This window comes from Gudongella sp. QWL-04 (assembly GCF_058683975.1).
The window spans coordinates 2,055,285-2,082,156 of the sequence record NZ_CM178754.1; the positions used below are offsets into that span (position 1 = coordinate 2,055,285).

At 41.6% G+C, this 26,872-nt stretch carries 29 protein-coding genes; 3 read left to right on the forward strand and 26 right to left on the reverse strand.

All coding sequences use genetic code 11. The features are described from left to right. Positions 1 to 7 precede the first annotated feature (7 nt). The 8 genes from AC4PHB_RS10225 to rpsF form a co-directional block, all read right to left on the reverse strand. A complete protein-coding gene (locus AC4PHB_RS10225; RefSeq protein WP_492136328.1) occupies positions 8 to 604 on the reverse strand; it encodes a GNAT family N-acetyltransferase in 597 nt (198 codons plus the stop codon). A 91-nt stretch (positions 605 to 695) separates the two neighbouring features. Further along, entirely contained in the window at positions 696 to 1,970 is a 1,275-nt protein-coding gene (dnaB, locus tag AC4PHB_RS10230; RefSeq protein WP_492137768.1) for a replicative DNA helicase, read from the reverse strand. A gap of 78 nt (positions 1,971 to 2,048) precedes the next feature. Then, positions 2,049 to 2,495, reverse strand: a complete 447-nt coding sequence (rplI, locus tag AC4PHB_RS10235) for a 50S ribosomal protein L9 (RefSeq protein WP_492136329.1) — start codon at positions 2,493 to 2,495, stop codon at positions 2,049 to 2,051. Beyond that, the gene (locus tag AC4PHB_RS10240; protein ID WP_492136330.1) at positions 2,492 to 4,486 is read right to left on the reverse strand and encodes a DHH family phosphoesterase; all 1,995 of its coding nucleotides are present in this window, start codon (positions 4,484 to 4,486) and stop codon (positions 2,492 to 2,494) included. The genes rplI and AC4PHB_RS10240 overlap by 4 nt, the downstream gene beginning before the upstream one ends. A 10-nt stretch (positions 4,487 to 4,496) precedes the next feature. Beyond that, on the reverse strand, positions 4,497 to 5,453 hold the full coding sequence (locus AC4PHB_RS10245) for a YybS family protein (RefSeq protein ID WP_492136331.1): 957 nt from the start codon (positions 5,451 to 5,453) through the stop codon (positions 4,497 to 4,499). Between the two features lie 123 nt (positions 5,454 to 5,576). Next, positions 5,577 to 5,801: a 30S ribosomal protein S18 gene (rpsR, locus tag AC4PHB_RS10250; protein ID WP_128424928.1), complete on the reverse strand. Its 225-nt coding sequence runs from the start codon at positions 5,799 to 5,801 to the stop codon at positions 5,577 to 5,579. Between the two features lie 17 nt (positions 5,802 to 5,818). After that, complete coding sequence (locus AC4PHB_RS10255; RefSeq protein ID WP_492136332.1) at positions 5,819 to 6,268, reverse strand: single-stranded DNA-binding protein; 450 nt, start codon at positions 6,266 to 6,268, stop codon at positions 5,819 to 5,821. Between the two features lie 11 nt (positions 6,269 to 6,279). Next, positions 6,280 to 6,564, reverse strand: coding sequence for a 30S ribosomal protein S6 (gene rpsF, locus AC4PHB_RS10260; RefSeq protein ID WP_333686917.1), 285 nt, complete (start codon positions 6,562 to 6,564; stop codon positions 6,280 to 6,282). 197 nt (positions 6,565 to 6,761) lie between these two features. Between rpsF and phoU the strand changes: the two genes are divergently transcribed. Genes phoU through AC4PHB_RS10275 form a run of 3 tightly spaced genes read left to right on the forward strand, consistent with a single transcriptional unit; the run spans position 6,762 to position 9,144 of the window. Beyond that, a complete protein-coding gene (gene phoU, locus AC4PHB_RS10265) occupies positions 6,762 to 7,412 on the forward strand; it encodes a phosphate signaling complex protein PhoU (RefSeq protein WP_492136333.1) in 651 nt (216 codons plus the stop codon). Between the two features lie 4 nt (positions 7,413 to 7,416). Beyond that, positions 7,417 to 8,082 (forward strand): winged helix-turn-helix domain-containing protein, encoded by a 666-nt coding sequence (locus AC4PHB_RS10270; RefSeq protein WP_492136334.1) that lies wholly within the window; start codon positions 7,417 to 7,419, stop codon positions 8,080 to 8,082. Positions 8,083 to 8,085: 3 nt separating this feature from the next. Next, complete coding sequence (locus AC4PHB_RS10275; protein WP_492136335.1) at positions 8,086 to 9,144, forward strand: sensor histidine kinase; 1,059 nt, start codon at positions 8,086 to 8,088, stop codon at positions 9,142 to 9,144. 52 nt (positions 9,145 to 9,196) lie between these two features. Here the strand turns inward: AC4PHB_RS10275 and AC4PHB_RS10280 are convergent, their stop codons facing one another. From AC4PHB_RS10280 to AC4PHB_RS10365, 18 genes are all read right to left on the reverse strand, one after another. After that, on the reverse strand, positions 9,197 to 10,381 hold the full coding sequence (locus AC4PHB_RS10280; RefSeq protein WP_492136336.1) for an aminotransferase-like domain-containing protein: 1,185 nt from the start codon (positions 10,379 to 10,381) through the stop codon (positions 9,197 to 9,199). Between the two features lie 134 nt (positions 10,382 to 10,515). Next, the gene (locus AC4PHB_RS10285; RefSeq protein ID WP_492136337.1) at positions 10,516 to 11,574 is read right to left on the reverse strand and encodes an S-methyl-5-thioribose-1-phosphate isomerase; all 1,059 of its coding nucleotides are present in this window, start codon (positions 11,572 to 11,574) and stop codon (positions 10,516 to 10,518) included. A 10-nt stretch (positions 11,575 to 11,584) separates the two neighbouring features. Then, on the reverse strand, positions 11,585 to 12,406 hold the full coding sequence (locus AC4PHB_RS10290; protein ID WP_492136338.1) for a purine-nucleoside phosphorylase: 822 nt from the start codon (positions 12,404 to 12,406) through the stop codon (positions 11,585 to 11,587). Between the two features lie 67 nt (positions 12,407 to 12,473). Then, the gene (locus AC4PHB_RS10295; RefSeq protein WP_492136339.1) at positions 12,474 to 13,637 is read right to left on the reverse strand and encodes an iron-containing alcohol dehydrogenase; all 1,164 of its coding nucleotides are present in this window, start codon (positions 13,635 to 13,637) and stop codon (positions 12,474 to 12,476) included. A gap of 67 nt (positions 13,638 to 13,704) precedes the next feature. Further along, positions 13,705 to 15,864 (reverse strand): tetratricopeptide repeat protein, encoded by a 2,160-nt coding sequence (locus tag AC4PHB_RS10300; protein WP_492136340.1) that lies wholly within the window; start codon positions 15,862 to 15,864, stop codon positions 13,705 to 13,707. Further along, positions 15,861 to 16,172 carry a hypothetical protein gene (locus AC4PHB_RS10305; RefSeq protein ID WP_492136341.1) on the reverse strand — a complete coding sequence of 104 codons (312 nt, stop codon included), beginning with the start codon at positions 16,170 to 16,172 and terminating at the stop codon, positions 15,861 to 15,863. The genes AC4PHB_RS10300 and AC4PHB_RS10305 overlap by 4 nt, the downstream gene beginning before the upstream one ends. Beyond that, positions 16,165 to 16,698 (reverse strand): RNA polymerase sigma factor, encoded by a 534-nt coding sequence (locus tag AC4PHB_RS10310; RefSeq protein WP_492136342.1) that lies wholly within the window; start codon positions 16,696 to 16,698, stop codon positions 16,165 to 16,167. Before AC4PHB_RS10310 ends, AC4PHB_RS10305 begins: the two co-directional genes overlap by 8 nt. 245 nt (positions 16,699 to 16,943) lie before the next feature. Then, positions 16,944 to 17,177: a DUF951 domain-containing protein gene (locus AC4PHB_RS10315; protein ID WP_492137769.1), complete on the reverse strand. Its 234-nt coding sequence runs from the start codon at positions 17,175 to 17,177 to the stop codon at positions 16,944 to 16,946. Then, on the reverse strand, positions 17,177 to 18,034 hold the full coding sequence (locus AC4PHB_RS10320) for a mechanosensitive ion channel family protein (RefSeq protein WP_492136343.1): 858 nt from the start codon (positions 18,032 to 18,034) through the stop codon (positions 17,177 to 17,179). Before AC4PHB_RS10320 ends, AC4PHB_RS10315 begins: the two co-directional genes overlap by 1 nt. A 9-nt stretch (positions 18,035 to 18,043) precedes the next feature. Continuing rightward, a complete protein-coding gene (locus AC4PHB_RS10325; RefSeq protein ID WP_492136344.1) occupies positions 18,044 to 18,310 on the reverse strand; it encodes a putative Se/S carrier protein in 267 nt (88 codons plus the stop codon). A 6-nt stretch (positions 18,311 to 18,316) separates the two neighbouring features. Beyond that, complete coding sequence (gene yedF, locus AC4PHB_RS10330) at positions 18,317 to 18,925, reverse strand: sulfurtransferase-like selenium metabolism protein YedF (RefSeq protein ID WP_492136345.1); 609 nt, start codon at positions 18,923 to 18,925, stop codon at positions 18,317 to 18,319. After that, positions 18,922 to 19,998 (reverse strand): DUF5711 family protein, encoded by a 1,077-nt coding sequence (locus AC4PHB_RS10335; protein WP_492136346.1) that lies wholly within the window; start codon positions 19,996 to 19,998, stop codon positions 18,922 to 18,924. The genes yedF and AC4PHB_RS10335 overlap by 4 nt, the downstream gene beginning before the upstream one ends. Before the next feature lie 117 nt (positions 19,999 to 20,115). Beyond that, entirely contained in the window at positions 20,116 to 21,756 is a 1,641-nt protein-coding gene (locus tag AC4PHB_RS10340; RefSeq protein WP_492136347.1) for a M20/M25/M40 family metallo-hydrolase, read from the reverse strand. A 27-nt stretch (positions 21,757 to 21,783) separates the two neighbouring features. Then, the gene (locus tag AC4PHB_RS10345; RefSeq protein ID WP_492136348.1) at positions 21,784 to 22,962 is read right to left on the reverse strand and encodes a pyridoxal phosphate-dependent aminotransferase; all 1,179 of its coding nucleotides are present in this window, start codon (positions 22,960 to 22,962) and stop codon (positions 21,784 to 21,786) included. 126 nt (positions 22,963 to 23,088) lie between these two features. Then, positions 23,089 to 23,763 (reverse strand): GntR family transcriptional regulator, encoded by a 675-nt coding sequence (locus AC4PHB_RS10350; protein ID WP_492136349.1) that lies wholly within the window; start codon positions 23,761 to 23,763, stop codon positions 23,089 to 23,091. A 227-nt stretch (positions 23,764 to 23,990) separates the two neighbouring features. Continuing rightward, positions 23,991 to 25,286: a TRAP transporter large permease gene (locus tag AC4PHB_RS10355; protein WP_492136350.1), complete on the reverse strand. Its 1,296-nt coding sequence runs from the start codon at positions 25,284 to 25,286 to the stop codon at positions 23,991 to 23,993. Next, entirely contained in the window at positions 25,283 to 25,696 is a 414-nt protein-coding gene (locus tag AC4PHB_RS10360) for a TRAP transporter small permease (protein ID WP_492136351.1), read from the reverse strand. Before AC4PHB_RS10360 ends, AC4PHB_RS10355 begins: the two co-directional genes overlap by 4 nt. Positions 25,697 to 25,767: 71 nt before the next feature. Further along, positions 25,768 to 26,784, reverse strand: a complete 1,017-nt coding sequence (locus AC4PHB_RS10365; protein WP_492136352.1) for a DctP family TRAP transporter solute-binding subunit — start codon at positions 26,782 to 26,784, stop codon at positions 25,768 to 25,770. Between the last annotated feature and the right edge of the window lie 88 nt (positions 26,785 to 26,872).

Here is a 26,872-nt window from a genome sequence, read left to right on the forward strand (position 1 = left end):
CTGCGTCTCAGCTCCTTTTCCTTGAAAGATACACATCCTTGGTCAGTTTCATTTCGTAGATATAATTATATATCTTTTCTCCATCAATTACAAAGCATGATTTCCATCTTAAAAGTTCCGGATCTGAGAGGTCAATTCTTTGGTCAGGAAATGGGTCCAGATAGTAGGCGGTTTTTTTGAATCCCAGCTTTTCATAGACCCGTATAGCCCTTTCATTGAACTCTGCAACCTCTAAAAATAGAGCCTTCATCCTGAGCTTTTCGAAGTAATATGGCAAAAATGTCTCGAGGGCTTCTGTTCCAAGCCCCTTATTCAAATGATCCGGGTCAAATACGATGCCGAGAAATGCTGTCCTCTTGAATAATCTTCTATTCTTGATCCCCATATAGCCTACAAGTCTTCCAGCCCTGTCTCGCACTGAAAAATAGCTGTTCCTCCAGTTGAGAGTCTTGAACCTGAACCAGGTATTCACTTCAGCGTCGTTTATATATGGGAAATTATAGTCTGCAAGGAGCTTGCTTTCATGCTGTCCCCATGACCTCATATCGTATGCGTCCTCCATAGTAAGTGGTGCAAGCTTAAGGCTTTTTCCCTCCAGCTCCATGATGATTCCTCCTTAAAGGGGTACCTGAGACTGTTCTCCGGTACCCCTGCTGTTATACATTTCAATTATGATGCAAAGCTTGATCTTTTAATCAGTCAGTATCGATAAATTTCTCCATATTCAGGAACTTTGTGTATTCTTGCTTGAACACCAGCTCTATGCTTCCTGTCGGGCCGTTTCTGTGCTTTGCAATTATAACTTCACCGATGCTTTTCTTTTCGGATTCCTTGTCGTAGTATTCATCTCTGTAGAGAAACAGTACAACGTCTGCATCCTGCTCTATGGCTCCGGACTCCCTCAGGTCAGACAGTATCGGCCTGTGGTCGCTTCTTAGCTCAGGAGCACGGGATAGCTGCGACAGTGCAAGCACTGGGCACTCCATTTCCTTGGCAAGTCCTTTAAGTCCTCTTGATATTGCGGATATCTCCTGCTGTCTGCTTTCTACCCTTCCGTCTACCTGCATTAGCTGTAGGTAGTCGACTACTATAAGGTCAAGTCCCTTCTCCACTTTAAGTCTTCTGCATTTAGCCTTCATCTCCATCATAGATATTCCGGCTGTGTCGTCTATGTATATCTCCATCTTAGAGAGAGGCCCCATGGCGTTTACAACCTGGATCCACTCGTCATCGACCAAGTTTCCGCTGATTATCTTTTGAAGGTCGACGTGAGCCGTCGAGCTTATTATTCTCTGCACCAACTGCTCCTTAGACATCTCAAGGGAGAATATTGCTATCTTTCCGCCTCCTTTGAGGGAAGCGTTGGTTGCGATATTGACTCCAAAGGCAGTTTTTCCCATGGATGGTCTTGCAGCAAGCAGCACTAAATCTGATTTCTGAAGACCGGATAGCTTTCTGTCCAGATCTGAGAAGCCTGTAGTAAGACCGGTTAGCCCGCCTTTGTTGGCAGCTCTTTCCTCGATCTGTGCGAAGCTTGACAGCAGCACCTCGCTTATGGGTACTATCCCCTTTTTATGTGCTCCCTGAGTTATGTCAAATATGTTCTTCTCAGCTTTTTCAATTATTGCATTGACCTCTTCACTGTTTTCGTAGGCCAATCCCATGATCTCGTTGCTGGACTTTATCAGTTTTCTTAGGGTGGATTTTTCTTCCACTATATTGCAGTAGTATTTTGCATTCGCTGTAGTAGCTATGCTGCCGGACAAATTGGCAAGATAGGTTATCCCGCCGACAGCTTCAATAGTCCCTCTCCTCTTAAGCTCCTCAGAAAGGGTTATGATATCGACAGGTTCGTTTCTGTTGTTCAAGACAAGCATAGCCTCAAATATCTCCTGGTTGGCTTCCTTATAGAAGTCGTCAGGACGTATCGTCTCTATGGCTGTGTTGATTGCCTCCTTGTCCAGGAGCATGGCTCCAAGGACAGACTGCTCTGCCTCCAAACTGTGTGGAGGTATTCTGCCAAGTCCAGTATCCAAAAAAATCACCTCTTATATGGTTACTACGTTTACTTTCAGCTTAGCTGAAACCTCTGGATAGAGCTTCAGGTCCACCTCTGCAGCTCCTGCATTTTTGATATTATCCTTCATCTCTATCTTTCTCTTGTCTATATCGACTCCATGCTGTTCTTTTAAAGCTGCTGCAATGTCCTGTGAGGTTATAGAGCCGAAAAGTCTTCCACCGCTGCCGCCCTTTGCCTTTACTTCTACTGTGAGCTTTTCCAGTTTCTCTTTTAGGGCTTTAGCCTCTTCAAGCTCCTGTTTCTTCTTGGCAGCCTCCTGTTTTTTTGCTTCCTCCCATTTCCTCAGGTTGTCGGATGTAGCCTCTATTGCAATGTTCCTTGGTATCAAATAGTTTCTTGCATAACCGTCCTTAGAGTTGACGAGGTCTCCCTCCTTGCCCATACCCTTGACTTCCTTTAATAAAATCACCTTCATTTTTTTTCACCTTCCTTTAAGAATTTACCTATTATATCAATCAACAGCTTTTCTGCATCGTTCATTGAAAGCTTCTCTACCTGTGCACCTGCACTTGTTAAATGGCCACCACCGCCCAGCTTCTCAAGGATGAGTTGGACGCTTATATTTCCAAGAGATCTTCCCGAAATGTGTATTTTATCCTCAAGTTTACTGAGTACGAAGGAAGCTTCCACATCGTTTATGTTCAGGAGCTCATTTGCAGCCTGCGCCGCTATGAGTATTGAGTCCTCGTTGGTAATCTCAAGTCTTCCTATTGCGATTTTATCATAGACCATCTTAGCCGACCTTACGACCTCAGCCTTGCTTATGAAGGTACTGAAGTCATCCCTGAAAAGCTGCTTCACAATGGTAGTATCTGCTCCAGCTCGCTTTAGTACTGATGCTGCTTCAAAGGTTCTAACTCCTGTCTGGAAACTGAAGTTCTTTGTATCGACAGTGATTCCTGCCAGCATTGCCTCAGCCTCAAACTTAGTGAGATTTGTCTCATCGCTCATGTAGGTCAAAACCTCTGTGACCAGCTCTGAGGTCGATGAAGCATAGGGTTCCAGATATGTCAGTACAGGATCTTTTACAAATTCAGCACCTCTTCTGTGGTGGTCGATTACAACTACCTTATTGGTCCTTTCAAGGAGCTCCGGTGCCTCTGTAAGGCTAGGTTTGTGATTGTCTACTACTATCATAAGGTCCTTTTCATCTATAATATCTAAAGCAGCGTCGCCAGTGATTATTTTCTCCTCAATCTCTGGTGCTTCCTCTCTCATCCTGTCCATTAGGTTTTTTATGGATGGATTTTCACCATTTAGAACCAAGAGCGCCTTTTTGTGCCTATTCTCAACTGCCCTCATTATTCCGATGGATGAGCCTATTGAGTCCATATCCGGATTCTTGTGGCCCATTACGAATACTATGCCTGATTGGTCTATAAGCTGCCTTAAGGCGTCTCCTATTACCCTTGCCTTTACCTTGTTCCTTTTTTCCATAGCCTTTGACTTGCCGCCGTAAAAATCAAAGGAGTTCCCAATATTTACAACTGCTTGGTCTCCTCCACGGCCTAAGGCGATGTCGATAGCGGCATTGGCATTCCTATAGGAGTCCAGAAGAGTCTTTCCTGCCTGGCAGGCTCCGATGCTAAGTGTTATGGGTATTGTGTTCCCCATGTTGAGGTCCCTAATTTGGTCCAGAAGATCGAATCTTTTTGTCTTAATATCCATCAAACCATTGTGGTCAACTAAAACAAGGTATTTATCGTTTTCATATTTCCTCACCAGACCGTTGTATTTGCCAAAGTAAGTGCTAATAAGCTTGTCGATTTCTGCAAGGACCATCGGCCTATGGGTATCAGGCGTGGAGCTCTTGACATCGTCGTAATTATCTACATTTATCAGGGCGACTATAGTCTTTTCATCTGTGTAGATTCTGAGAAGTTTCTGATAGTCAGTGTCCTCGAGCCAATAGAGCATTGTGACATTGCCCTTGGCGAAGCTTCCCCTGCCTTCAATAAAGTTGGGTAGTACCTTAAAGCACTTATCCATATACCTTATGTCCAAAGGTTCATTTTCCTTCTTCCTGCTTAATTCAGTCATGTTGAAGGCAGGAATCAGCTCACTTATGGATCTGTTGAGAACGTCCCCTCCACCCATCATCTCAAGGAAAGGTGTATTGTACCAGGTAACATTCCCGACGTCATCGATAAAGGATAACGGGAATGGCATATTGAATATGGCATGCTTAGCAGCAGAATCAAAAGTATGTGAAAGCCTCTCTATGTATTTTGCAAGCTCCCGGTTCTTTTCTTCGATTTTCTTGTGAGTGTGGTAAACCATATAGCCTGCCACCAGTGCCATGACAAAGGCAACGATAGGCTGAAAAAAAGCCATGATAAACACCATTAGAGCCATTATGATCAGATATATTCTGTTGTCCGACCATGTATACAGCTTATCTTTCATCTCGATCCTCCTACTTGGGTTTTCTTCTCCGCAATTTTCTAAAGTCCAATACTATATCTGCTCCTCCAAGCAGTGATATCATGGTCAGCATTGGAGACAGCATTATAAGAATAAACATAAGTATCCCTCTTGCTGCGCTGTTCATTTTAAGCTGAAGCAGGTAATGATCCATTACCGCCAATCCCTGTATGACAAATACTGTGCCTAACAATACGATAAGGTTCATGAATATCACGTCGTAAAATCCAGAATCGAAGGATCTTACGACCAAGAGACTAATTAAAACCACCAGCATTCCTATACCAAAGTTATTGGGCACAGTGAACCTGTGGAGCCAAGGCATCGGAAGTATCCCTATCCCAAGGGCTCTAAGGAGTCTTACAGAAAATAGATAGTTCAAGTAACTTATAACAAAGGAAAGTACCATTAGGATCGCAGGCAGAATAAGCATAAGATAGGAATATGCATCTTCAAGCATAGTCCTTGTCTTATCAAGTTCGTAAACGCTCATACCCATTCCCTCGAACATCTCAAGTTGCATGAAAAGGGTCTCTCGGAAGGTCTCCTCCACCTGCTTCACTACGCTGGTTCCAGTGGCATTTCCAAATAATGCAAATAGGAGCATCGTACTGGAGAAAAAAACTATGGAGCCTGTAGCCAGAACCTCCAGTGGTCTTCTTCTTTTTCTCATACTGTAGGTTATTCCTATAGTCATTGGTCCAAACATCCCGATGATCACAAGTGCACTTGTAAAGTCGGAGACCAGTCCTGTCACAGCTGCTGTGACTGCCATAAGCAGACCCATGTTTACAAGCCCATGCTTTACTCCGTATATAACGAAGCCCAGTGGGTACAATATCAACAGGAATGGAGAAAAATAGATGGCTAAAAGTCCTCCAAGAACCTCCATCCCAAGTATCCCTGCACCTTCAATTATGGGTATCATCCATTTGTTGTCCTTGTTCAAGTGTTTCACCCCGTATTTTTTAGTGCTTCCTTTGATTATATTATATATTAGAAGTGAATGAAAGTGTTACATGATAGGAATTCCGGTTATCCTTAAAAACAAGAAAAGAGAGGTTTCCCTCTCTTAGTCTGCGCTATATGGCAACAATGCAACTTGTCTTGCTCTTTTTACAGCTATTGTAAGCTGTCTTTGGTGTTTGGAGCAGTTTCCTGAAATTCTTCTTGGGAGGATCTTTCCTCTTTCAGTAATGTATTTCTTAAGCTTGCTAACGTCTTTATAGTCGATGTGTGTAGATTTGTCAGCGCAAAAGCTGCACACTCTTTTTCTTGGTTTGAACCTTCTTTGCATCCTTTTCCCCTCCTTAATTAGAATGGAATATCGTCATTGTCGGTTGGGTGGAAGCCATCCATTTCAGGATAATCAAGGCTGTTATTGTTGAAGCTTGAGGAGGTCTTATTTGTGTTCTCTCCCCACTCAAGGAACTCAACGTTGTTGGCCACCACGTCTGTGGTGAAAACCCTCTTGCCGTCCTTGTCGTCGTAGCTGCCAGTCTGAATTCTTCCCTGTATGCCTACCAGCTTACCTTTATTGAGAAAGTTTGCACAGTTCTCTGCCTGCTTTCCCCAAACGACTATTCTGATGAAATCAGCAGTCGGTTGATTTTTCGATTCCATTTCTTGTTTTTTATCTCGTGAAAGACCTTTGTCAACAGCAATTGTGAACGTGGATACGGGTGTTCCTGAATTTGGAATATATCTTAGTTCAGGATCTCTCGTGAGTCTTCCTATCAATGCAACATTATTCAAGTCATTCACCGTCCTTTGGATTACTCTTCCTCTTTAACGATCATATGTCTCATAATGCCTTCTGATATTTTTGCAATTCTGTCGAATTCCTTAACTACTTCAGGGTTTGACTCGAAGTTGATCAGTACGTAGTACCCTTCTGCCAAATCATCGATCAGATATGCAAGCTTTCTCATTCCCCACTCGTCTTGAGTTGTTATAGTGCCGCCTGTTTCGATGATTCCCTTGAATCTCTCTAAAAGCGCTACTCTTTTTTCTTCCTCGAAATTTGGGTAAAAGATTACCATAGCTTCATATTTTCTCATGTATTTCACCTCCTTATGGACTATCGGCTCTATCCTTATGATAGAGCAAGGAACACTGAAGTATTATACCACAGCGGTTATACCTTGGCAATAACAATGATACCCTTCTTTACACAAATTTTACAGCCTAAGTAGATTAATTTTAACATTAAAAGCCTATAATAGCATTAATAAATAATATAAAAGAGGATGGTATTATGAGAAGCAAATTTGATCAGGATCTTGAAAGACTTAATTCCGAGCTGACTGAGATGGGGAACCTTGTGGAAAGCTCGATCGAGGCAGCTGTAACAGCGCTGAAGGCCCAGAACGTGGAGCTTGCCAGAAGAGTTATTGCAGGTGACAAGGAAGTAAACGACATGGAAAGAGCTATCGAGGATCTCTGTCTTAAGCTCATACTGAGACAACAGCCCGTTGCGAGAGATTTAAGGCTCATATCCTCTGCTTTGAAGATGATCACGGATATGGAGAGGATAGGAGACCAGTCTGCCGACATATCAGAGATAACCATAAGGCTTGCAGATCAAAAGTACCTGAAGGAGCTTGTACACATCCCTCAAATGGCAGATGCGACGATCAAAATGGTTAGAGATAGTATTGATGCCTTCGTAAAGAGAGATATTGAGCTTGCAAAAAGCGTCATATATTACGATGACATAGTCGACGACCTTTTCACTGTTATCAAGGATGAGCTGATCGGTTATATCAAGGCGGGGATAGGTTCAAGCGAGCAGGCTATTGACCTTATGATGATAGCAAAATATTTTGAAAGAATCGGCGACCATGCACAAAACATTGCGGAATGGGTATACTTTGCTATAGCAGGCGACCATTTCACAAGGAGTTGATCATATGAAGCTGATATACTGTGTTGAGGATGACGAGAGCATAAGAGAGCTGGTTTTGTATGCCCTTAAAAATGAGGGCTATGATGTGGTTGGCTTTGAATCAGGAGATGGGCTTTTCACGGCTCCTGTACCTGATCTTGTACTGCTCGATATCATGCTGCCAGGTGCAGATGGCTACAGTATATTGAAGCAGCTTCGAAAAGAACCCCGTACCCAAGGCGTCCCTGTTATTATGCTGACATCCAAAACCAGTGAATTTGACAAGGTAAGGGCACTCGATATGGGTGCTGACGACTACGTAGCCAAGCCATTCGGTGTAATGGAGCTTCTTTCCAGGATAAGAGCAGTTTTAAGAAGAGCTCAGCCAAAATCTGATGCCGATGCTATCTCCATAGGTGATGTAAGCCTCGACTACGAAAAGCACATAGTTATGTCAGGAGGAAAGGAAATAGTACTTACTCCCAAGGAATTTGACCTATTGCACTATCTTATGAAAAATTCAGGATTGGTACTTACCAGAGACAAGATAATGAATGAGGTTTGGGGCTTTGATTTTGAGGGTGAATCCAGAACGGTGGATGTTCATATAAGAACTCTCAGGATGAAGCTTGGAGATTCAGGTGAGTTTGTACAGACCGTTCGGGGAGTTGGATACAAGTTTGGAGGATGATTTATGGAGAATAGGATCTACGCGTATCTAGCTGTAATAGTAAGTATAACCATGTCCATTACAACAGCTGTAATGGCCTTTATAGTATATGATTTGGCAAGAGGCCCTGGAAGTATAGAAAACCTAAGCTTCTTCGAAGTCCTTATGTCAATGCTTCCAGCTGCTGTTGGTGTTTTAGTTCTGCTTTTGGTGACATTATACCTATTGTCTCACCGCCTTGCTGACAGGCTTATGGCTCCCATTAAAAGAATAGCCTCAAGCGTGGAGAGTATATTGTCTGGAAAACCTGTAAAAGAGGTATTAGTTTACCCAGAGGTAAGACCCTTTGTAGATACCATCGACAGACAGAAAAAGCAGATCGACCTGGCTTTGCATGAGATGAGGGAAGCAGAGAAGGTCAGAAGAGAGTTTACTGCCAATGTATCCCATGAGCTAAAGACCCCGCTGACTTCAATAATTGGCTATGCTGAAATGCTTCAAAATGGGGTTTCGGACTCTGAGGACTCTAAAAAATTTGCAGGTGTGATCCACAAAGAGGGATCGAGACTTTTAGAGCTTATAGATTCGGTCATCAGTCTCTCGAGACTTGAGGATTCAAATGCCGTAAAGACCTTTGAAAATCTGGAGATATTTACCATAGCCAAGGATCTTATCGATCAGCTAAACTTCTCAGCCAAGGAAAAGTCTGTGGAGCTGTCAATTGAAGGCCCACCTCTACAGATCCGAGGTGATAGAAGGATGATACAAGACCTTATCTTTAACCTTATTGACAATGCAATAAAATATAATCGCGTTGGCGGCAGAGTCGATATATCCCTATCGGATGAAGGCAACTACGGGGTCATAACTGTTTCAGACACTGGGATCGGGATCCCTAGAGACGATGTTGAACGGGTATTTGAAAGATTCTACAGAGTAGATAAGAGCAGGTCGAGAAAAGCTGGAGGAACCGGCCTTGGTCTTGCAATAGTCAAGCATATCGTTGAATACCACGGTGGCAGCGTAGCTCTCCACAGTGAGGTAAATAAAGGAACTACCATAGCAGTTAAGCTGCCCAAATAAGACCAATAAAAATCCGCAGAGCTTAAGCCCTGCGGATAATTTTTTACTTATATTACTTCATCGCTTCCTTTATAACCTGAGCCAGCCTCTTCATTCCTTCGACTATACGCTCGTCGCTCATAGCTGAGTAGTTAAGTCTCATGCAGTGCTCGTTTCCTCCGTTTGCAAAGAAGGAGCCTCCAGGTACGAATGCAACGTTCTTCTCAAGAGCTTTTACTGCAAGGTCGCGAGTGTTGATATAGTCAGGGAGCTCTACCCAGGTGAACAATCCACCCTGTGGTCTTGTGAACTTAACACCCTCTGGGAATTCCTCGTCCATTACCTTAAGCATAAGATTTCTTCTTCTAAGGTAGGTTTCCTTGATCTTTTCGATATGCTCTTCAATATCGTAGTTTTGAAGGAAGGTCGCTACCTCGATTTGTGAGATGGTACTTGATTGAAGGTCTGCACCTTGCTTTACAAGTATAAACTTGTTCAATATTTCCGGTGAAGCTGCTACCCATCCGAGTCGAAGCCCCGGGCAAAATATCTTTGAGAAGGTTCCGAAGAAGACTACTCTTCCATCTGTGTCAAAATGCTTGATTGCAGGAAGAAGCTCCCCTTCAAATCTCAGTTCTCCATAGGGATTGTCTTCGATGATTATGATATCGTACTTATTGGCTAGATCAACTAGTTTCTTTCTTTTTTCCAAAGACCAGGTTTTTCCTGATGGGTTTTGGAAGTCAGGTATTACATAGATGTATTTTACATTTTCGGTATTTTTCAGTATCCCCTCAAGCTCATCCATATTCATGCCGTCATCCTCAAGCTCAACGTCGATGAACTTAGGCTCATAGGCCTTGAATGCATTGATGGCCCCTAGATAGCTGGGCTTTTCTACGATTATTACATCGCCTGGATTTATAAATATCTTTGCAGCAAAATCCAGTCCCTGCTGCGATCCACTTGTAACTAGAACGTCGTTGGCAGTCATGTGGACGCTTACCTTCTCCATTCTTTTTGCAATCGCTTCTCTTAGCGGCTGATAACCTTCTGTAGGACCATATTGAAGTGCTTTGGAACCGTGCTTTTCTATTACTTCCTTGCTGATATGTATCATTTCCTCTACTGGGAACAGTTCAGCTGCTGGCAGGCCCCCAGCGAAGGAAATGATTTCCGGTTTTTGGGTTAGTTTAAGGAGCTCTCTGATTTCAGAGGCCTTGATATTTTCCATTCTCTTTGCAAATTTCAATTGCATGGTTTACACCTCCATTTTAATCGGAAAACCTTTTCCTGACTATACTTATATATTATCACCCTGCATGAATGCTTGTCTATATTAAATAGGATAAAAATATGGTGCTGCTGGATGTTTTTACCCAGCAGCTATGATCACAGCACCAACTCTGCTTTATTGCTGTCTCCAAAGTATCTGTACAAATCGTAGGGTGAAAATATCCCTTTATCTGTAACTACTCCACTTACCAGATGAGGTGGGGTGGCATCAAAGGAAGGGTAAAAGCCCTTTACGCCCTCCATGGCGGTTCTGACTCCCATTGCCTGAAGAACAAAATCCGGATCTCTTTCTTCAATAGTCACCGTTTCTATTTTCTCGTGACCTCTGTCGGGAACTCCTGTTACAAAATATGGTACTCCCATATACTTAGCAACAATCGCTATTTGGAAGGTGCCTATCTTATTCACTACATACCCGTCCATGCATATGGCATCGGCAGCTGATGTAAATACGTCTACGCCCTTTCTCTCCATGACAAAGGCTGGCATATTATCCGTTATTACTGTGACGTCGAAGCCCTGATCATAAGCTACACTTGCAGTCAGTCTTGCACCCTGGAAGTACGGCCTTGTCTCCGGAACGAACAGCTTTATATCTTTACCTCTGTCCTTTGCTTCCCTCAACATCATTCCAACTATTGTTTCTCCAAAGCACTGGGTCATTACTGTGCCTTTGTTTGGGAACATATCCACAAGGTTTTTGGCTACTAAGCCCACTCTTGCATATCTTTCATTCGTTACTTTAATGGTGTGTTCAAATATAACCTCATCAAGTCTCTTATCCAGATCTATCGAAGATCTTGCAGCCTCGAGGCATCCATCGACTATCAGCCTCATCCTCTTTGCGGTAGTTGGTCTGGCGCTTGCTATTGTATCAGCTGCTCTGCTGAGATAGCTTAGCTGAGCTTCTCTTGGCATGTTTCTTGCTTCATAAGCTGCCAAAGCCATGCCCATCCCCGCAGCCAGGAATGGTCCAGCGCTTTGGGTTACCATATCTGTTACTGCTTTGGCCACCTCTTGATGACTTTCACAAATCTCAAATCTCTTTTGTGAAGGATAAATACGTCTGTCGAGGATCCTGACCTTACCATCCTCATACCAGGCTACATTGTTATATTGAAGCATAAATGCTAAATCTCTGTCTTCTCTATGCATCATCTACCTCCTACATAGCCCCGACGATCGATGTAATAAGCCTTTCCATCTTGTCCCTGGCTTTTTTCCCCTCAAGGTTCACTTCTTCAGTGGTGACCGGCTGGTCAAGAACACCAGCTGCCATATTGGATATCAATGAAATACCAAGTACCTTCATTCCACAATGAGCTGCAGTAATAGCCTCTGTCACGGTTGACATTCCAACTGCATCACCTCCAAGTATCCTCATTGCTCTGATCTCAGCAGGTGTTTCAAATTGTGGGCCTGTCGCATAGAAATATACCCCTTCCTTAAGGTCTATTCCTTGGTTCTTGGCTTCATTTTTAGCAAGCTCTCTGAGAGCTTTAGTGTACATGTCGGATACGTCAAAGAATCTTGGTCCAAGCTCGGGTATATTTGGCCCTCTTACGGGGCTTGAGCCCGTAAGCTTGATGTGGTCGCTAATAAGCATGACATCACCTGGCTTATAGTCGGTATTGATTCCCCCTGCCGCATTGGTCAGGATCACCTTTTCAACGCCCAGTAGTCTGAATACCCTCATAGGAATGGCAAGCCTTTCAAACTCATATCCTTCATAATAGTGGAATCTGCCGCTCATGCATACTACTCTTTTCCCATTGAGAGTACCTATAAGAAGCTCTCCGGCGTGAGAATGAACCGTAGACATCAAGAAATTGGGTATATCCTTATACTTGATCACTATCTTGTCCTGTATAAGCTCCGATATTCCTCCCAAGGCAGAGCCAAGGACAAGTCCAATTTCCACCTCTCCTCCAGCTTGTTCCAGGATATACTCAGCAGCCTTCTTGTAATATTCAAAAGCATATTTCATCAATTTTCACATCCCCCTAATAAGAAATCTTCCTCAAGTATAGCAGATTAATTCTCAAAAGGCACCCTTAAAGAGCCAAATTGTAGATTTTAAGGACATCCTCCTTCTCGAGGATCTTGAAGGATCCAATTGGACCCATAAGAACTGCTTTTCCTGCCATAAGCTCAAGGTTGTCCACAGGGATGCCTCCTTCCGAGAAGGTCTTGGGAAGACCGGTTTTCGTCAGGAACTCCTCGAATCTATTGATTCCTTCTAAAGCAAGCATTTCATTGGATTTTCCTGCATCCGATACTCCAAATACCTTTGTAGCGAAGCGGCCGAATCTCTCCGGATTGGTTCTGTATACGTACTTCATCCATGCTGGGAATATTATCGCCAGACTGTCTCCGTGGGTGGTACCATAAAGAGCACTTAATTGATGAGCTATCCTATGACTTGCCCAGTCGTCATCCCTGCCAAGGCCTAATAGTCCATTGTGCGCTATGGTTCCAGCCAGCATTATCTCTGCTCTTGCTTCGTAGTTCTTGGGATCCTTCTTAAGGATATAAGCATTTTTTATTACATTTCTCATTGTTCCTTCGCTAAGCTCGTCAGTAAGATCAACATCTGGAGTATTAGTGAAGTATCTTTCAAATACGTGGGATAGTATATCCATTACTCCTGCGAAGGTTTGATTATTGGGTAGCGACATCGTATATTCTGGGTCCATTATGGCAAAGGCTGGTCTTAAAAGATCATGGTCTACTGAATGCTTCAGCTGCTCCTCCTCATTTGTTATAACTGTACCTGAGCTTGTTTCACTTCCTGTGGCAGGAAGTGTCAGTACTACTCCAACCGGAAGTGCTCTTTCTACCTTTGTCTTACCCATATAGAAATCCCAGATGTCTAAATCTGAAAGTGCTCCAAGTGCTATTGCCTTTGCTGAATCTATTGCACTACCACCACCAACCGCTAGAATTAGGTCTACTTTTTCCTTCTTGGCTAGCTCCACTCCCTCTCTTACTAGAGAAAGCCTTGGATTGGGGGCTACGCCACCCAGTTCGAACACCTTTGCTCCAGTCATATGGAGCTGCTCGATTACCTCCTGGTGAACGCCATTTTTTTTAATGCTTCCTCCGCCATAATGAAGCAGGATCCTGTTGTATTTCCCATCTATCAAACGGCTCAGCTTAGAAACGCTTCCTTTGCCGAATTTGATCATTGTCGGGGTATAAAAGCTAAAATTTTTCATAAAAAAACTCCTCTCTTGTTTTGGGCTAGTGTATGTATACCCAAGTATAGAGGAGTTAAAGTTGAAATTATTGATTCCAGTGCCTTTGATTGTATATCTCGTCGATTATGGTCCTTAGGTTCTTATCCCTCAGCCTTCCAGTTGTTGAGGTATATAGATTACCACTGTTTTCATATGCGCCTTCACCTATCAAACTTTCGATGAACTCTCTGAACACCTTCAGGTCATTTTGTGTTGGTGGATTAACTTTTAGTCCAGCCACAGCATCGGTAAATATGTGGCCTTGGAGTCTCGATGGATAAAACCTTTTGTCTTTAAGTCTTTCAAGTGCCTTATCATAGTCCTCAAAGTATATATCCAAGAAAACAAGGGTATCCGGCACATAACTTTCCAGTTTTTCCAGGGCAGCCCTTGCAGCCTTCCAGTCTTTTTTAGCTCTGTTGAATCTGAATTCAATATATTTTGAATCATCATCCTTGAGATTATCAAGGGACCCTATGACTTCAAGTACAAGCTTTTCATTTTGAAGCAGCTCCTCTGAGGTCATCTCCTGCAGAACGATCCTCAACGTGTCAGACCTTAATCTCGGGTCAGTTACTGAATCAGACAAATCAAATGCTCTGTCCAGGTTCTTTTCCCCTTTCTTCCATCCTAAACCATAAAGCTTAGTAAGACTTGTTAAAGCCTCGATGTTTTCTGGGTCTTCTATAAGAATATCCTCATAGTGCTGAATTGCTTCCGGATATTTCATCCCTGCGACAAGTACTTGACCTTCAGATAATTCACCAGGCATAATAACGCTAGGAAGGCTGTCATAATATGTCCTCATCGGCAGACTGCTTGTTATTAGTCCATTATCCTCGGTATAGGCATTTACTGTTATTGGGTACTCAACTCCTGGGAGGAACATCCCTAGGATAGCTCCTGGTCCAATAATCCATTCATCTCCTTCTCGTGTTAATCCACCGCTGGCATAAAGAAGGTCTGACACCTTGAATTTCGCTGAATCACTTGTAAATCTAAGTTTACCTTCTACAGACTCGACAGCTCTTCTGTAGTATCCGCCTGATTTATTGATGGGATCTGTAAATACCACAGGCTCAACTGTATAGTAAGCCGCTCCGGGAACCTCCTCCCACTGGACTAACAACTCTTCAGAATCTATTTTTGTCCCTGGCAGCGGAGATAGGACCTTTATTGTGTTTCTAAACTTGAAATCGACAGTTGTTATACCTTCTCCTACCTCTACGTAGCCTGGTTCCGTTCTGGAAAAAACCTTGTCTACCAAAATACTCTCCATGGTTCCTACTCCGATATCGTAGAGTCCTTTTTTTAGCCCTATACTTTTAAAGTAGCCGTTTTCATCAGTTATTGCTATATAACCGTCGCCTCCAGCCCTGAAGCCTCCATCAGCATACTGGAGATAAATCTCTACAAACGCCATTGGCTTACCTTCAAAATTGATCCTTCCTTCAATGAAGCCATCTTCTCCGATATGTTCGCTCGCTTGTTCAAGCCAGAATTTTCTCTCCAAATATGCTCTTGAGCCAAAATATGTGCTGTCCAGTTCCTTCCAATTCCTTTTGCTAAATTCACCGTAAATCCTTGCTGCCTCTTCAGTATTACCCTGAAATAAAGCTATTTCCCCTCTTATTATTTGAAGCCTAGGATCGATGCTCCCGGCATTTTCAAGATCCTCAATGATCATCTCAGCTTTTGCCCAATCCCGATTTATAGTGTGGAGAAATGCACTGTATATGCTTGAGAGCTCACTTACTTGAGCTATATTACTATTCTCTCCCCATTTAATAAGCTCCTCTAGTTTATCAGGTGACCCTTCAGCGATTGCCATATCCATTAGCATCTTATAAGACGAGGTATAATCCTTGATTTCTGATTTGGATGGATTTTCACCTAGGTTTAAATGCAGCATTTCCTCAGCTTTCTTCATTTCCTCCTGAGATACTCCATTCCCACCTCCCCAGCCCTGGCTGTATATCACAAATCTCTCATAATGGTCCACAAGACTTTCGGAGAAAATTAGCCTGCTGCTTATTGTTTTTTTTGAGTCTGCATACCTTTCATAGAAAAGCTGTGCCTTGTCACTGTTTCTTGTATCCAAGAAATTTGCTATCCCGAGAGTTGCCTGAGGTATGCCCCAGAAGTATAGGATCCCGATCATAAGCATGCCAAGAAGTATGGTTTTGACTTTTACTCTTATCTTCACTTATCTGCCACCTCCCTGTCGTCTCTGATGATTATCTGAGACCCTCCAATATCAATAACCTGGATATTATGGTCCTTGAAGACTCCTTTTGGAAGTATCGATATCACAAGCAAGGCTGCCAATCCTGCTATTGCTGGTGCAAGGGGAATTTCTATCTCCCTGTTCATAAACTCTCTCAACTTCATCTGCAGGGTTGGTTTCGAGCTTTTCATTATATTATTGATAGCTTCAGAGCTTAAGGCTATGCCCTTCGAATCCTCTTCAAGGATACTTTTTATCTCTTGTCCTAGTTTATCCAATTCATTCATCGAGCATGCCTCCTTTCAATAAGCTTTCACCCAAGAGTTTTCTTCCCCTTGAAAGCCTGCTTTTTATAGTTCCTTCGCTGTTGCCTAGTATTTCTGATATTTCTGTTATGGAAAAGTCCTTGAAATAATACAGTACCAGTACTTCCCTGTAGGTCGAGGCTAATCCGTATAGTTTTGTTCTTAAAGCTTCCCTGTCAATTTCACCAACTATTTGAGATTCAAGATCGTCTCCAATTATTAGCTCCTCCTCAAGAGGCAAGGTATCTTCAGCCTTCCTCAGCCTGTCCCTTGAAATATTGACTGCTATCCTGTAAAGCCAGGTATACAGGCTGCTATTTCCTTTAAATTCATGGATCCCCTTAAATACCCTTATAAAGGTCTCCTGAACTACATCCTCAGCCTCTTGATTGTCCTTGAGTATCAGGCAGCAGGTCTGCAGGAGTCTTGAACCATGTTGTTCCATTAAATTTCTGTATGCATCCTCACGGCCAATTTTAAGGCCCTCAATAAGCTTTCTCTCCGCCACCATCAACCCTCCTTAATCTATAGACGTTATTCCCCAAAAAAGGTTGCATAAAAAAACAAAAAAGAGAGAAAAATTTCTCCCTTTCCTCCTGACGAGCTGTCTATTGCAACACCAACAACGCTAAGGAAAGCTTTGCGCTGTTTTTTACCCTAGATTATTGAAGGTCTGATGTCGTTTTAAGGACATTTCCTGGCCAAGCGGCCGTGAGCGGTCCGAAAAAACGACTCAGCCTTCATTATATTATATTATTCAGAGACTTCCTCAGGTTTCTTGTGGTGAACTATGCTGACCCACTTCTCCCCTTCAAGGATCTTTCTTACTCTCTTCTCAAACTCTATCCTGGTCAACCATACCTGACGATCACAGCCCATACATCTGAGCTTTATATCGACTCCTGTACGCTGTACCTCCCACTTGTTTTCACCGCAAGGGTGCCCTTTTTTTAGAGTCACCTGGTCTCCAACCTGATAATGAAGCATCATGATTCCCTACCCCCATCCACAACTACAATTTTTGAATAAGGTATTTCTATATCCTCTCTATTGAAGGCTTCCTTGATTGCCTTTCTCATGGCTCTCTCCACGGCCCACTGTTCCATAGGCTTTGTCTTGGCAACTACTGTAAGGACTACGTCAGATCCTCCAAAATCCGTGACACCAAGAACTGTTGGCCCTTCAATGATATTTTCGTTTGACTTGCTCAGATCCTCAGAAACCTTCTCTAAGACCTTGATAGCCCGCTCAATATCCTCTTCATATGCTATTGATATTTTAACAAGTGCTCTCATCGCACCTCTTGTCCTGTTTGTGACTATTTGAATATTGCTGTTTGGGATTATATGAAGCTCTCCTGTAAAATCCCTTAGCTTAGTAACTCTTACTCCAAGCTCTTCAACGATCCCCTCAAGTCCCCCTATCTTTACGTAGTCCCCGACAGCATATTGATCCTCAAGGAGGATAAAGAAACCTGTTATGACGTCTTTTACCAGAGATTGTGCACCAAAGCCTATGGCCAGTCCTCCAATCCCTGCAGTGGCGATTATGGAGGTGGTGTTGATGTTGAAAAGATCAAGAGAAACTACGATCCCAATAAATACAAGGACGTACTTCACTACCTTCTTTAGGATCTCTGATAGGGTATTCATCCTCCTATCATTGATCTGAAGCTTCGTAAGCCTTCGATTGATCATAGTCTTATCTACAATGTGATTCACTACCCTTGTGATAATAAATATGGCAATGAAGATAACAATAATGGCTGCTGCTTTACCAAATAGGTTCAAGGATCCTTCATCGGTTTTGAAGAAACTATCTATAAACTGCCAAATCAACTCCATTTTTGCCCCCTATTCAAGCATTTCTAGTTTTCTGTTACCATCCTCAATGACCAGGCTGTACAAAGCCTTTGATCTGAAGGCTCCCTTGGATCTAAACTCTTTTATCTTTTCAATATCATCCTTGATGATCATTATTGCAAGGCCACAACTTAGAGTTATGTCCCTTGGTGTAGGGATCGTCTTAGTAAAGATACCTTGTTCCTTGAGATATGACTCCGCAGCCATCGCGTGGTGAGTCGACTCAAAGGTTATTATTCCATACTCTTCTATCTTCATAATATCCTATCCTATCGTTATAGTATTATTCGCACGGCTCATTTTTTCATAGATAGTGTACATATTTGAGATGATCCCTACTCCAAGCTTTTCCTTAAGTCCATAGAAATCAAGACAAGTTCCGCATGATACTATCTCAACACCCAGGTTCTCCAGTTGCTTCAGGTCATCTAAAACAGGACTGTCGTCAACAGTAAGTCTAACTCCTGAGTTGTAGAACAGGATTGCCTCAGGGTGAGGTGTCGTCTCCTTTACAGTGTATATGAAGCTTTTCATCAGGAGCTTGCCCAGAGCTTCCTCCCCTCTTCCCATCTGATCTGACTGGATAACTATGATCGTCCCTTTACCCGTGGGAGCAATTACTTCGGCAACTTCAGCAGCTTCCGTTTCTGAAGATTCGCCCTTCTTTATTGTCACGGAAAAGCTATTCTCACCAAGAACCTCGGTTTCATAGCCTAGCTTAAGACTAGTCGCCAGCCTATAAAGGTTTTCAACTGCCACCTGATTGTCGACAAGGGTTTTGACCTCTCCTGCTGACATTCCATCAAGCTCTTTTTTTGTCAAAATCACAGGTCTTGGACATGCCAAGCCCTTTGCATCTATTTCCTTTTTCATTGTTCTTCCTCCTGCTCTTTATTCTCAATATCCTTGATCCTCATTACAGATATACCTTCCTCCATAGTGATGATGAGATCGTTGAACTGGCTAGATAAGCCTTTGATCCTGCCTCCTGTTGAATAGCTGCATATGATCTCTCCATCCCTAAATGCTGTTATATCCCTATTGCCATACATTATTACATACCTCCCGTGATTGTGGAGCCCTTTATACTCTATGGAGTTGGTTGTCTTTTTGATCGTCTGCCCGGTCTTGTCAATCACCTCTAGATTATCCCCGTATAAAACATAAATATCGGTACCATCAACTGCAATATCCTTGATCAGCGGGAAGTCATGCTCCCATTGGATCCCATTGCTCTTAAATAGCTTTATACCCTCATCGGTTAAAATTATACTCCCATTCCCGTAGGGAAAAGTCTTGAGAATAAGCTCATCCACTACAGAAAGAATCGGTTCTTGATCATTTTCCGAGTATAGCTTGGATAAAATAACTCCTTCTGCCATATCTATAACTGAGAATTTAATCTCTCCCTTTCCGTCCCTCCAATATCCTAAAGGTACTTCTTCAGAATATTCTTTTCTCAGCTTTTCAGATCCGTCAGAACCATATACTATTATTGTTTCGCCATTCTCTTTTTTCAAGTGAACACCTATATCTCCATCAAGGATCCTTACGTCAAAGATTTTTTCCTCGAGATTTTTGGTGAATATCTCCTTTCCTTCGGCATCATATACGTAGATTCCTCCTTCTAGGCCGAATACTGCGATCCTTCCGCCTTCAATCTTTAGGTGGGGTTCGTCAAAAAGGAACGTTCTCGACCACAAGGTCTCAGAGTCATGATCAAGGTATGATATTCTTTCACCATCCCAAGCGAAATATCTTCCATTGTGGTAGGTTAGGTCGTCTCCCATGAAATATGAAATTTCAACAAACTCCTTTTCTCCTCCGGAAATACCGTCCAAACAGCTGACCAGAAGCTTTTGATTGCTTTCGAAGGAAAAGAAGACTGCTGTAAATCCAAACAATATCAAAAAAATGCTAAGCAATATCCCGGATGACCGTTTCATGGCGTCTCTCCATTCAAAATGTCTTACATTATATAATATCATCCATTCGGAATTGAATCAATTGGATGAAAATATCAAAAAAAAAGAACCACAGTATTACTCTGTGGTCCATGGATATTACTTCATCAATTCCGATACCGTATCAAGGAGTATTTGTGGAAGTACTCCGAAGGAGTAGCCCATCTCAACTCTCTCTGTGAATTTGTGGGCATCCTTGCCGAATGGCCCGATGTTTACTACTGGAAGGTTCAATTCCTGCATTTCTTTTAGTGGAAGGCTGTATTTGACTCCAAAGCCTGGCATATTCTCTTTTAGTGATTCTACTGCCTTTTCTTCTCTTGGTGCTGCTGCATAGCTAAGGTCTGAGATGTATGGATAGAATTTTTTGTTTACTATATGGTACTCGTCTCCTGCATTTGCTATTGCCTTATCTACTGCTGCCACAAGCTTTTTCTCTCTTTCGCTTTCTCCCTTTACGTAGATGTGTGGATAGTATGGAGGTGAGAAGTAGCCTATTACTACAGGGTCTTTGTCTGACCACATGTTGTGTACCATTTCTACTGTCTTCATCGCAAATATCCTGTCGTCTACTGTTGGGTCTTTCAGAAGCTCTTTCGAAAGGGCTTCTATTCTTTCGTCTACTTCTGTTCCTCTTTCTGCCTTTACTTTTTCAAGGAGTTCGTTGTAGGACATTACTCTTGCCTTCCATGGAAGTGGCTCGAATGGGTAGTTGCTTGCCTCTGTGTACGCTTTATATTGTGCGTTAAGGTCGTCTATTGTTATCTGGAATGCTTTTGTTGCTCCCTTTATCATCTTATCCATTACCTGGTCAGGTGTGGAGTTGTGGGTTGCGTAGTTGAAGTATACCAGGGAGTTTCTTGCAATCTGTACTGAGTATTCTGTCTTAAGGTCTTGTTGTCTTAGGGTTATTGGAGGAAGTGCTACTTCTCCATCTGCTATGTCGCAGTATTCCATATTGAGATTGAACTCTCTTGTTATCTCTGATGCTATCTGGTTTGGGTCAAGTCCTTTGTATGGCTCGCCTACGTGGGTCTCTTTACCTGTTATATAAAAGCTTGGCATTAGCTTGCCTACTGTTCCTACGTAGATGTATCTTGTTTCGTCTCCTACGTATTTTGGTGCTGAGTAGTCTGTGTCTACTACTGCCAGGTAGTCGTAGCCTTTTTCTTCTCTAAGCTTCACCAGCTCAGGAACCACTGAAAGCATTCCTGCTGAGTTGCCTTCCTCGTCGCATACTGCTGCGAAGATGAGGTTTCCTTCAAGCTCGTCTACATTCTTTGAGAATTCCTCCATCATTACCATTAGCGCTGCTACTCCGAACTTCATGTCGAAGATTCCTCTTCCGAATAGGTAGTTTCCGGATTCAAGGTCGACCTTGGCTTCTTCTGAGAGAGTTACCTTTCTAAGCATGTCGTTTAATTCAAGTGGCTTTGTAGCGTATTCCTTCATGTCGCCGTAGTCGCTAATTCCTACTGTATCGGTGTGGCCGATGAATACAAGCGTCTTTTTGTCATTGCCCTTTTTGCCTTCGATAGTAGCCAGGACTGATTTTCTTCCTACGGGATCGTCGATTGTGTTTACGAACTTTACGTTTTCGGGATTATTCTTGAAATAATCCATTTCCATGAATTTCTTGAATACAAAGTCTGACACATTGTTTTCATCAGTTGTTCCGACCACGCTTAAGATGCTGGTTAGCTCGACGGCCAGATCCTTGATTTTTGCTGCCATGTCCATAACAGATTCCTCCTTAATAGATATCAGCTATTTGTTTAATTTTTCGACGGCTTCCCTAAATCTTTTCATTGCGATCTCTATTTTTTCATATGATGTTGCATATACAAGCCTTACAAAGCCTTTGCCGTACTTACCAAAGGATTCCCCTGGCACTATTGCGATTCCTGCTTCCTCAAGAATATAGTTGCAGAATTCAGTTTCATCCATATTCAGGTCCTCAATGTTTATGAAAACATAAAATGCGCCCTTTGGCTCCAATAGTTTTAGACCTTTCACATCTTTAAGAGAATTGTAGACTAGTCTACCTCTTCTCTCAAATTCAGCTCTCATGTCAGCTGTAAAATCATCGGAGTTATTATATGCTTCTGCTGCACCAACTTGTGCAAACGAAGTTGCACATGTTGACATATTTTGATGGACTTTATTTAAGTATTTTAGCATCCAAGCAGGACCCATTACATAACCAATTCTCCAACCAGTCATTGAGAATGTCTTCGAAGCAGAATTTACGACTAATGTCCTCTCTCTCATGCCTGGGAATCCAGCGATACTAAAATGCTTTCCGTTGAATATAAATTGATCGTAGGTTTCATCTGATAGGACTAGAATATCCTTTTCTATAGCCAGTTGGGATATCTCTCTAAGATCATCCTCCTGAATTATTGATCCTGTAGGATTGTGGGGGGTGTTTATGAGAAGTATCTTAGTTTTATCAGTTATTCTTTCTCTGATGTCAGCAGCCTTTAAGCTGAAGTTGTTCTCCATCTTAAGTGGTACTTCAACAATATTGACATTAGCAATTATAGCTGATTCAGCATATGCTGAAAAAAACGGACTAGGTACTAAAATCTCATCTCCTGGGTTCATCATAGTCAGCATTATTATACTAATTGCCTCACATGCACCGGCTGTGACTACAATTTCACTATCATAATCATAATCCAGGCCATGATCTCTCTTATATTTTCCAACTATAGCTTTTCTTAAAGGGATAATACCAGCCATCTCAGTGTAATGAACAATTCCTTCATCTAATGCTCTCTTAGCAGCTTCTTTAGCATTCTTAGGTGAGTCAAAATCGGGCTTACCAATTTCCATATGGATTATTTCTTTGCCGTCAGCCTCTAATTTCAGAGCTTTTTGAAATACATCATAGAGTCCGCCTTCGAATCCAAAGCTATTCGATCTATCGTTAATCTTTATCAAGCAAATTCCTCCTTATACAATCTAATTCACGTAAAATACAAAATCTTAATAGCATTATTTGACTCATTGGTCTCAATATTAATATTCTGTATTTGTATTTGTATACATATAAAAATAAATCTATAACTAGATTTTCCCGGCATTAACAAGAGCTAAGTGAATGGACTCATTAACTCCCTTAAGATGGGTCAGCATTATGCTCTCAGCAGCTTCAGGATCATTGTTTGCAATAGCATCAACTATTCTACTATGCTCATCAGTAACACCTTCAGCTCTTTTCTCAAAGTTTGTAAAATATAAGTATCTTTTATAGGACTCATTGATCTGGACCAGATACTTCTCAAGCATATCGTTCCTGCTGCATTTTGCTATTCTCATGTGGATTTTTCTATCTACTTCTAGATAGTATCTATCATCCAGCTTTGGCTTTCTTATGATTTCGATTTGCTCGGCAACCATCTTACGAAGTGATTTAATATCCTCAGCACTTCTATGGATGCATGCAAGCCTTACAGACAATGCTTCAAGTGAGTCTCTAATTACGTAAATATTCTTGAACTGGTCAGTAGTTAACTCAGTTACATAGGTTCCTTTACCATTTGAAGTAGTAATCAAGCCTTCATAAGTTAGCTTCTTTAATGCTTCTCTAATGGGAGTTCTGCTAATGCCCAGCATTTCTGATAATCTATCCTCTAGCAGGACTTCTCCAGGTTTTAGATCCAGTGATAGAATGTTGTCTTTTAGGGAAAGATATGCCTTGTCAGACAAAGTACCCTCGGTTTTTAATTTTTGTAAGGCCATATCTTATACCCCTTTCCAGATTATTCTGATAACGCTACTATTTAAATATACAGATAAAAAAACTTGATGTCAACCAATAGCTATAATTTCTTACTTTATTGCTTAAAAAAGCTGCCTGTCAATAGTTATTCTCTTAATTAGAGGTACCCTTGACAGGTAGCTAGATTGAATAAATATTATGGGTAGTAGTTGATTGTTCAAATTTTATTTAAATATTTCTGTCCGAATTATCCTACGTTTCCTACTCCAAATAGATTAGGTAAGAATAGCGATATCTGTGGGAATACAATTATCAATAAAATTGAAATTACAATTACACCTATTATATGCCATAGGTACGGGACTGTATCCTCGAGTCCAATGTTAGGATCTGTTACAGTCAGTCCTGCAAGGGTTGATACTCCTACTGGAGGTGTTACATTCGCCAATGCAAAATTCATCATAAATACAAGCCCAAAGTGAACTGGGTCTATTCCATAGCTAATGGCGATCGGCATAAAAATTGGTCCTAGTAATATAATTATTGAAGTAACCTCCATAACCATTCCAAGAGGTATGAGTAATGCAGATACAATCAACAAGAATGTGAGTGGAGTACTTGCATATTGTAAGAAGAAACTAGCAACCATTGAAGGAACTTTTGCTACTGTTAATAACCATCCAAATGCATTGCTTACAGCAATTATTATTAAAATTGTGGCAGAAGATATTGTGGAATCAAGCAATATTGAACCCATACGGCTCCAGTTAAGCTCTCTATAATAGATTGCTAGGAGCAAGCCGTATACAACTGCAACTGCTGCAGCCTCTGTAGATGTAAATGTTCCTGTAAATATTCCTCCCAATATAATAACTGGAGTCATCAAAGGCAAAATTGCATCTGCACAAATCAGTAAGAATTCCTTTATAGGCGTTTTTTTGGTTCTAATTGTACCGAAACCTTTTCTTTTGGCCATAAAAGCAGCATACACACACATTAGTAGTGCCAGCAATATCCCTGGAAGGAATCCAGCCATGAAAAGCTTACCAATAGAAATATTACAAGTTACGCCAAGAATTACCATCGTTATGCTTGGTGGAATTAGCATGCCCAACGTTCCAGACGGACCTAATATTGATGCAATAAAACCCTTGTCATAGTTTTGCTTTTTAAGCTCTGGCGCCATCACCGAACCTATAGCAAACGTTGTTGCAACCGTCGATCCGGATACAGTTCCAAATAATGCACATGTTGCTATGGATGTTATTGCCATGCCTCCTGGGAGTCTTCCCATTATAGCATCTGCTAACCTTAAGAGCCTTCTTGTCAAACCGCCTTCGCCCATAATGTTACCTGCTAAGATGAATAGCGGTAAAGCAAGCAAAGAAAATGAATTAACTCCCATAAAGGCTTTTTGAACTACCATCTGTAAATCCCAACCATTAGCAATGATCATTATTGATGTTGTTGCTCCCATTGAAAATGCTATAGGAAGGCCGAGAAATATCAATCCAAGAAAAATTACAAGTATAGGAACTATCATTCTCCCTGAACCTCCTTCCTACTCAACATTTGCTGTTGAATTAGAACCAATATAGTAAGAACTGCCGTTATTGGAATAACTAAGAATATTAGCCCAGTCGACCACTGAAGTATCGGGGATACTGTGTTTATGGATAGCATAGCTAACCTTATTCCAAATATCAAAAGAACGCCTTGAAAAAATATGCCACATACAAGTATAGAGTAATTTACAATCTTTTTGATTTTTCGAGACATCTTGTTTACAAAATAGTCTACACCAAGATGAAGTCCCCTTTTAGTAGCTATAGCAGAACCAATAAATGTTGCATAGATTAGTACATACCTTGCCAGTTCATCAGTCCACGGGACAGAAATTCCTAATCTTCTCGTTAGAACCTGGATGAATATCAAAACGACAAATGAAGTCATACTAGCAATACAAATCCATTCAAGAAGTTTAAAAGAATAATCTATAAACTTGTTCAAAAATTGCACCACCTTTAATATCCAGAAGCAGCTCTATAAATATCCATCAGCTCTTTTCCAAATACTTCATTTTCCCACTTTTCATATACACCGCGAGTTTTCTCAATAAATGCAGCTTTATTTACATCATCGTTTACTATCATGCCTTCCTGCTTAAGCTGCTCTATATATGATGATTCTTCCTTATCGTTGAATTCAGCTACTTTCTTTGAAACTAATGCTGCTTCTTCTTCAATTATAGCTTTATCTTCATCTGAAATCTGGTTCCAAATTTCATCTGTAAACATCAACATAGCAGTATTGTAAAAGTGCCCAGTCAAAGACAAGTATTTTTGAACCTCACTGAATTTTGCTGCAGCAATATTTCCGAGTGGGTTTTCTTGTGCGTCAACTACGTTGGATTGAAGTGCTCCATATAGCTCACTAAATGATAGTACTTGGGGCATCGCACCAAGAGCCTCAAATGTGTCAACTCTCATTTTAGTCTGAGCAACTCTAATTTTTATACCACTTAGATCTTCAGGGTTAACTATAGGTCTAACATTGTTTGTGATATGTCTAAATCCCCATTCAATATATGAAACGCCATGAAATCCTTGTGCTGAAACGATATCTGATATAGCTTCGCCGAATTCACCATTATATGCATCTCTTGCATGTTGAATGTCTTTCCACATATAAGGAAGGTCTTCTATTGCAAGCTTCATATCCATGTTTTGCATTGTTCCAACCATAATAGCCGCTGCTTCAAGGGAACCCATTTTCATTTGCTCCAGCATTTCTGACTCATTTCCCAGCATATTGTTTGGGAAATCTTCAATTGTCACTCGACCGCTAGTTTTTTCTGTGACTGCAACTGCAAATTCGTGTATCAATTTTGATGATTCAGTACCCTCGCTCATTGCATGACCAAGTTTGATTGTGATAGGCTTAACCTCAGCTGTTGGTGTTTCAGAAGCTTTTGGTGCGCATCCTGCCAATACGCTCAATACCATAGAAAAAACAAGTACTAATAGAATTTTCTTCTTCATTTTTTATCCCCCTTTAATTTTGTATATGTATACAAATACTTGACTAGTAAAATATATCTCCCAATCAAGTTATTGTCAATATAGAGTG